Source organism: Pseudomonas lopnurensis (assembly GCF_015070855.1).
Taxonomy (GTDB): Bacteria; Pseudomonadota; Gammaproteobacteria; order Pseudomonadales; family Pseudomonadaceae; genus Stutzerimonas; species Stutzerimonas lopnurensis.
Map to the genome: position 1 here is coordinate 48,176 of NZ_JADDIX010000011.1, position 7,319 is coordinate 55,494.

Annotated in this window: 6 protein-coding genes; 5 read left to right on the forward strand and 1 reads right to left on the reverse strand. The window is 65.6% G+C overall.

The features are described 5' to 3' along the window. The first annotated feature begins 323 nt into the window (after window positions 1-323). From nuoJ to nuoN, 5 genes are read left to right on the forward strand one after another with little or no spacing between them, the layout of a single operon-like run. Window positions 324-824 carry an NADH-quinone oxidoreductase subunit J gene (nuoJ, locus tag IN820_RS02150; RefSeq protein WP_193679401.1) on the forward strand — a complete coding sequence of 167 codons (501 nt, stop codon included), beginning with the start codon at window positions 324-326 and terminating at the stop codon, window positions 822-824. A gap of 4 nt (window positions 825-828) precedes the next feature. Then, window positions 829-1,137, forward strand: a complete 309-nt coding sequence (nuoK, locus tag IN820_RS02155) for an NADH-quinone oxidoreductase subunit NuoK (protein ID WP_193679402.1) — start codon at window positions 829-831, stop codon at window positions 1,135-1,137. Next, entirely contained in the window at window positions 1,134-2,978 is a 1,845-nt protein-coding gene (nuoL, locus tag IN820_RS02160; protein ID WP_193679403.1) for an NADH-quinone oxidoreductase subunit L, read from the forward strand. Before nuoK ends, nuoL begins: the two co-directional genes overlap by 4 nt. A 21-nt stretch (window positions 2,979-2,999) precedes the next feature. Then, window positions 3,000-4,532, forward strand: coding sequence for an NADH-quinone oxidoreductase subunit M (nuoM, locus tag IN820_RS02165; protein ID WP_193679404.1), 1,533 nt, complete (start codon window positions 3,000-3,002; stop codon window positions 4,530-4,532). Between the two features lie 7 nt (window positions 4,533-4,539). Continuing rightward, window positions 4,540-6,009, forward strand: a complete 1,470-nt coding sequence (nuoN, locus tag IN820_RS02170; protein WP_193679405.1) for an NADH-quinone oxidoreductase subunit NuoN — start codon at window positions 4,540-4,542, stop codon at window positions 6,007-6,009. A 149-nt stretch (window positions 6,010-6,158) separates the two neighbouring features. Here nuoN and IN820_RS02175 read toward each other — a convergent pair. Continuing rightward, window positions 6,159-7,319: DUF2235 domain-containing protein (locus tag IN820_RS02175; protein WP_193679406.1), on the reverse strand; the 1,161-nt coding region annotated here is incomplete at its 5' end.

Consider the following 7,319-nt stretch of genomic DNA (forward strand, 5'->3'; position numbering starts at 1 on the left):
GCAGGCGTGGCCTGCTCCTACGAAAGCGGGCCAGGTGCTGCAGGCTCGTACCGGCGCAGGCGTTCAGCGCTGCGGACACGAGCCAGGGCACTCGGTGCGAAATGGCAACAGACCCCGGACTCGTTCAGCCGATCCGTCGTAGGAGCGGGCCATGCCCGCGAAAAAAACAGCCGCACCGATGTGGGGGCCCTGTTCGCAGGCGTGGCCTGCTCCTACGAAAGCGGGCCAGGTGCTGCAGGCTCGCACCGGCGCAGGCGTTCAGCGCTGCGGACACGAGCCAGGGCACGTGGTGCGAAATGGCAACAGACCCCGAGGAGCTTGTGATGGAATTCGCCTTCTATTTCGCCTCCGGCGTGGCGGTCGTATCCACCCTGCGGGTGATCACCGCCAGCAATCCGGTGCACGCCCTGCTCTACCTGGTCATCTCGCTGCTGGCGGTGGCCATGTGCTTCTTCAGTCTCGGCGCGCCCTTCGCCGGCGCGCTTGAAATCATCGTCTACGCCGGCGCCATCATGGTGCTCTTCGTCTTCGTGGTGATGATGCTCAACCTCGGCCCGGCGGTGGCGCAGCAGGAGCGCGCCTGGCTGACGGCCAGGATCTGGATCGGCCCGTCCCTGCTGGCCATCGCCCTGCTCGCCCAACTGCTCTACGTGCTGTTCAGCGATCCCTCCGGCGCGACGCTGGGACAGACCAGCGTCAGCCCGAAAGAGGTCGGCATCGCCCTGTTCGGCCCCTACCTGCTGGCCGTCGAACTGGCCTCGCTGCTGCTGCTCGGCGCGCTGGTCGCTGCCTTCCACCTGGGCCGTCACGAGGCGAAGGAGTAACCCCATGCACGCCATTCCCCTCGAACACGGCCTCGCCGTCGCCGCCCTGCTGTTCAGCCTGGGCCTGGTCGGCCTGATGGTCCGGCGCAACATCCTGTTCATGCTGATGAGCCTGGAAATCATGATGAACGCGGCGGGCCTCGCCTTCGTCGTCGCCGGCAGTCGCTGGGCCCAGCCGGACGGCCAGATCATGTTCATTCTGGTGATCACCCTGGCCGCCGCCGAAGCCGCCATCGGCCTGGCGATCCTGCTGCAGCTGTATCGCCGCTTCCACACCCTCGATGTCGATGCCGCAAGCGAGATGCACGGATGAATCTTCTATTCCTGACCTTGGTATTCCCGCTGCTCGGCTACGTCCTGCTCGCCTTCTCCCGCGGGCGGATCTCCGAGAACCTCGCAGCGACCATCGGCGTCGGCTCGGTGGGCCTGTCCGCGCTGACCAGCGCCTGGATCCTCTGGCAGTTCAATGTCGCGCCAGCGGAAGGCGGCGCGTACAGCCAACTGCTCTGGCAATGGCTGAACGTGTCGGGCTTGCAGGCTTCCTTCGGCCTGCATCTGGACGGCCTGTCGCTGACCATGCTCGGCGTGGTCACCGGCGTCGGCTTTCTGATCCACCTGTTCGCCAGCTGGTACATGCGCGGTGAAGAGGGTTACTCGCGCTTCTTCGCCTACACCAACCTGTTCATCTTCAGCATGTTGCTGCTGATCCTCGGCGACAACCTGCTGCTGCTGTACTTCGGTTGGGAAGGCGTGGGGCTGTGCTCGTACCTGCTGATCGGCTTCTACTTCAAGGAGCGCAAGAACGGCAACGCAGCGCTCAAGGCCTTCATCGTCACCCGCGTCGGCGACGTGCTGATGGCCTTCGGCCTGTTCATCCTGTTCGTCCAGCTCGGCACCCTGAACATCCAGGAACTGCTGGCGCTGGCGCCGCAGAAATTCGCCAGCGGCGATCTGTGGGTCACCCTGGCGACCCTCGCCCTGCTCGGCGGTGCGGTCGGCAAGTCGGCCCAGTTGCCGCTGCAGACCTGGCTGGCCGACGCCATGGCCGGCCCGACCCCGGTTTCCGCGCTGATCCACGCGGCGACCATGGTCACCGCCGGCGTCTACCTGATCGCCCGTACCCACGGCCTGTTTCTGCTGGCGCCTGACGTGCACGAACTGGTCGGCATCGTGGGCGGCGTGACCCTGCTACTGGCCGGTTTCGCCGCGCTGGTGCAGACCGACATCAAGCGCATCCTCGCCTACTCGACCATGAGCCAGATCGGCTACATGTTCCTCGCCCTCGGCATCGGTGCCTGGGACGCGGCGATCTTCCACCTGATGACCCATGCCTTCTTCAAGGCCCTGCTGTTCCTCGCGTCCGGCTCGGTGATCCACGCCTGCCACCACGAGCAGAACATCTTCCGCATGGGCGGGCTGTGGAAGAAGCTGCCGCTGGCCTACGCCAGCTTCATCGTCGGCGGCGCCGCACTGGCCGCCCTGCCGCTGATCACCGCCGGCTTCTACTCCAAGGACGAAATCCTCTGGGAAGCCTTCGCCAGCGGGCACAGCGGCTTGCTCTATGCGGGGCTGGCCGGTGCATTCCTCACCTCGCTGTATACCTTCCGCCTGATCTTCATCGCCTTCCACGGCGAGGCAAAGACCGAAGCCCACGCCGGCCACGGCATCGCCCACAATCTGCCGCTCGGTGTGCTGATCGTGCTCTCGACCTTCGTCGGCGCACTGATCGTGCCGCCGCTGGCCGGTGTGCTGCCGCAGAGCGTCGGCCATGCAGGCGGCGAAGCCAAGCACAGCCTGGAGATCGCTTCCGGCGCCATCGCCATGGCCGGTATCCTGCTCGCCGCCCTGATGTTCCTCGGCAAGCGCGGCCTGGCCACGCGCATTGCGCAATGCGCGCCGGGACGTTTCCTCTCCGCCTGGTGGTTCGCCGCCTGGGGCTTCGACTGGCTCTACGACAAGCTCTTCGCGCAGCCCTACCTGTGGCTGTGCCGCCTGCTCGCGCGCGACCCCATCGACGCGACCATCGGCCTGGTACCGCATACGGCGCGTGGCGGCCATGCCCTGTTGAGCCGCAGCGAAAACGGCCAGTTGCGCTGGTATGCGCTGTCCATCGTCGGCGGAGCCGTGCTGCTGCTCGGCATCGTTCTGCTCTGACTTGCCCAAGGATTCGATATCGTGATTCTGCCCTGGCTAATCCTGATTCCCTTCATCGGCGGCTTGCTCTGCTGGCTGGTCGAGCGCTTCGACCAGACCCTGCCGCGCTGGATCGCCCTGTTCACCATGGCGCTGCTGTTCGGCCTCGGCCTCTGGTTATGGAGCAATGGCGACTACAGCCTGGCGCCCGCACCAGGCGCCGCGACGAACTGGGCGGTGGAATTCAAGCACGTCTGGATCGAGCGCTTCGGCATCAACCTGCATCTGGCCCTCGACGGCCTGTCGCTGCTGATGGTGCTGCTCACCGGCCTGCTCGGCGTGCTGTCGGTGCTCTGCTCCTGGAAAGAGATCCAGCGCCACGTCGGCTTCTTCCACCTCAACCTGATGTGGATTCTCGGCGGCGTGGTCGGGGTGTTCCTCGCCCTGGACCTGTTCCTGTTCTTCTTCTTCTGGGAAATGATGCTGGTGCCGATGTACTTCCTCATCGCGCTCTGGGGTCACAGTTCCAGCGAAGGCAAACGCTCGCGGATCAACGCCGCCACCAAGTTCTTCATCTACACCCAGGCCAGCGGCCTGATCATGCTGGTGGCGATCCTCGGCCTGGTGCTGGTGAACTACCACAACACCGGCGTGCTGACCTTCGACTATGCGCTGCTGCTCGAAGCCGATCTGGATCCGAAGATCGAGTTTTTACTGATGCTCGGCTTCTTCATCGCCTTCGCGGTGAAGTTCCCCATCGTGCCGCTGCACTCCTGGCTGCCGGACGCTCATGCCCAGGCACCGACCGCCGGCTCCGTCGACCTCGCCGGCATCCTGCTGAAGACCGCCGCCTACGGCATGATCCGTTTCGCCCTGCCGCTGTTTCCCGATGCCTCGGCGGACTTCGCCCCGATCGCCATGGCCCTCGGTCTGCTCGGTATCTTCTACGGCGCGCTGCTGTCGTTCGGCCAGACCGACATCAAGCGCCTGGTCGCCTATTCCAGCATCTCGCACATGGGCTTCGTGCTGATCGGCATCTACTCCGGCAGCGAGCTGGCCCTGCAAGGTGCGGTGGTGCTGATGCTCGCCCATGGCCTGTCGGCTGCCGCGCTGTTCATCCTCTGCGGCCAGCTCTACGAGCGCCTGCATACCCGCGACATGCGCGAGATGGGCGGCCTGTGGTCATGCCTGCCGTGGCTACCACCACTGACCCTGTTCTTCGCCGCCGCCTCCCTGGGCCTTCCCGGCACAGGCAACTTCATCGGCGAATTCGTCGTGCTGTTCGGCGCCTTCGCCCACTGGCCGTGGATCGTGGTGATCGCCACCTTCGGCCTGGTGTTCTCCTCGGTCTATTCGCTGGCGATGGTCCATCGCGCACATTTCGGCCCAGTCAGGGTGCAGGGGGCACTGCGCGGACTGGATGTCCGCGAGATCGGCATGATCCTCTTGCTCGCGGCGCTGCTGATCCTGCTCGGGGTCTACCCGCAGCCGGTATTCGACACCTCGCTCGCCACCATGAGCGGCGTGCAGCAGTGGCTCGATGCCGCTTTCTCCCCACTCGTTTCGGCCCGGTAGTCGCGCTATGGAATTCACTCAGGAACACTTCATCGCCCTGCTGCCGCTGCTGGTCACCAGCGCCACCGCCATCGTGGTGATGCTGGCGATCGCCTGGCGGCGCAACCACGGCATGACCTACGTGCTGAGCGCGGCGGGTCTCGTGCTCGCCCTGCTGTCCATCCTGCCGGCGCTGCAGGTGACGCCGCTGGATGTCACCCTGCTGCTGCAGCTGGACCGCTTCGCCTACTTCTACATGGCGCTGCTGCTGCTGGCGACGCTGGTCTGCATCACCCTGGCCCACGCCTACCTGGGCGAGAAGTCTGGCAGCGAAGGCTTCCCCGGCAACCGCGAGGAGCTCTACCTGCTGATGGTGCTGTCGACCCTCGGCGGCCAAGTGCTGGTCGCGAGCCAGCACCTGGCCGGGCTGTTCATCGGCCTGGAACTGCTCTCGGTGCCGGTCTACGGCCTGGTGGCCTACGCCTTCTTCAACCGGCGCTCGTTGGAAGCCGGCATCAAGTACATGGTGCTGTCGGCCGCCGGCAGCGCCTTCCTGCTGTTCGGCATGGCGCTGCTGTACGCCGAATCCGGCAGCCTAGGCTTCGCCGGCATCGGCCTCAGCCTGGCGGCCCAGGGATCGTCCATGCTGGTCCAGGCCGGCATCGGCATGATGCTGATCGGTCTCGGCTTCAAGCTCTCGCTGGTGCCCTTCCACCTGTGGACGCCGGATGTCTACGAAGGCGCCCCGGCGCCGATCTCGGCATTTCTCGCCACCGCCAGCAAGCTCGCCGTATTCGCCGTGCTGCTGCGCCTCTACCAGCTGTCGCCGGCGACCAGTGGCGGCTGGCTGAACGACAGCCTGAGCCTGATCGCCATCGCCTCGATCCTGATCGGCAACCTGCTGGCGCTGAACCAGAGCAACCTCAAGCGGCTGCTCGGTTATTCCTCCATCGCCCACTTCGGCTACCTGCTGGTGGCGCTGATCGCCAGCGAAGGCCTGGCGGTCGAAGCCGTGGGCGTCTACCTTGCCACCTACGTGCTGACCAGCCTCGGCGCCTTCGGCGTCATCACGCTGATGTCGAGCCCCTACCGGGGACGCGACGCCGACGCGCTGTACGAATACCGCGGCCTGTTCTGGCGCCGCCCGTACCTGACCGCCGTGCTGACCTTGATGATGCTGTCGCTCGCCGGTATTCCGTTGACGGCCGGCTTCATCGGCAAGTTCTACGTGATCGCCACCGGCGTGCAGTCGCAGCAGTGGTGGTTGCTGGGCGCACTGATCGTCGGCAGTGCCATCGGGCTGTATTACTACCTGCGCGTGATGGTGACGCTGTTCCTGCTCGAGCCGGGCATTCGCCGCCACGACGCGCCCTTCGACTGGGGCCAGCGCGCCGGCGGTATCATGCTGCTGGCGATCGCGGTGTTGGCCTTCTTCTTCGGAGTCTATCCTCAGCCGCTGCTGGAGCTCGTGCAGCAGGCGGGCCTGGCGGCACTCTGACACGCTCGATGTAAACGTAGAACGCCCCGGCCAGCCGGGGCGTTCTAGATAAGTATTTCACCATCTTCAGCGTCTGACGCCTTCTCGTTCTTCAATACCTAAAACGAAGGGTGGCACGATCCAACGCGAGCCGAAGCAGGGCCTCTGCCTCATGTCGCCGCCGCCGAGTCGAAGCCACGAGTGTCGAAGTAGTGCTGGCCTCCCAGCGACTTGGCCGAGCGCTGGGCTGTGCTCTGCACCAACTGGTCATGGACGAAGTGGCTGAACAACAGGCTAACTTCGTCCGGCAGTGGCCAGGGGCGTTCGTTGAACCATTCGTGATCCAGCAGTACGTTCCATACCTCGAGTTGCCGCGGGCTGCCGGCCGCCGCGTAACCGTGCGCCGCCCGGGCCGCGCGCATGCGGCGGGCCTCGCTGTCCACCTCCTCCAGCCAGCCCAGTTGCGCCCGCAGCGCCTCGCGTTCGGCTTGCAGTGCCCCGCTGCGTTCGAGGCGGGCCTGTCTGCGCGCCTGGCTTTCCTGCGGGAGCCCGAGCAGGCCGCGGCTATTGCCCGCCTGGAACTGGCTGGCGTGCAGGCGGTCTTCCTCTTCGCCGATCTCGCGCAGGCGCTGCGCATAGGGCCGCCAGAGCGATGCCAGCCAGCGGACGTACAGGCGCATATGGCCCAGGAAGACGCCCTGCTGCCCCAGGCCGATCTCGCGCAATTGCGCGATGCTGGGTTCCGCCGCCCGCTGGTAGTGCCTGACCAGCGCATGGGCGCTCTTGCCGGCGATATGGTCGTTGAAGGTGAACAAGGCGGCGGTATCGGCATCCTTTTCATGCAGATCTTCGAGATGAGGGAAAGGCACACCGGCGCGGAACGCCGCCTGGTACATGCGGTGCAGGCTGACCAGCGCCAGTTCGGCGCTGGGCTTCTGCTCGCCGGGCAACAGGCTACCGCCGACGTCCTCGCTGACGCCGGGCATCAACTCCTCGCGCCATTTCGGATTACCCGTGCCAAGCAGATGGGCGCGACGATAGAAACGCCGTTCATGGGCCGCGACCAGATGCAAGGCCTGGCGTACCTGTGGGGGCAGGCCATCGGCATTGCCCAGCACGTTACGCAACGGGCCGAGCAGCAACTCGTCGAGTAGCGGAACCTCGATATGGCTGCGATCCACCGCATCGAACAAGCCGGCGAACAGCACCACCAGACGAATGCCCTGGTACTCCACCTTCTCGCCATCGATCAGGCAGCGCGCCAGCAGGCGGTGCAGAAAGCCACGTGCCAGGGTGACGCCGTAGTCGAAGCCATGGACCGACAGTTCGAT

Excerpts from the sequence above, each read along its gene's own strand:
- nuoL (WP_193679403.1), top strand. The coding sequence starts at position 1,134 with ATGAATCTTCTATTCCTGACCTTGGTATTCCCGCTGCTCGGCTACGTC.
- nuoJ (WP_193679401.1), top strand. The coding sequence starts at position 324 with ATGGAATTCGCCTTCTATTTCGCCTCCGGCGTGGCGGTCGTATCCACC.
- nuoK (WP_193679402.1), top strand. The coding sequence starts at position 829 with ATGCACGCCATTCCCCTCGAACACGGCCTCGCCGTCGCCGCCCTGCTG.
- nuoN (WP_193679405.1), top strand. The coding sequence starts at position 4,540 with ATGGAATTCACTCAGGAACACTTCATCGCCCTGCTGCCGCTGCTGGTC.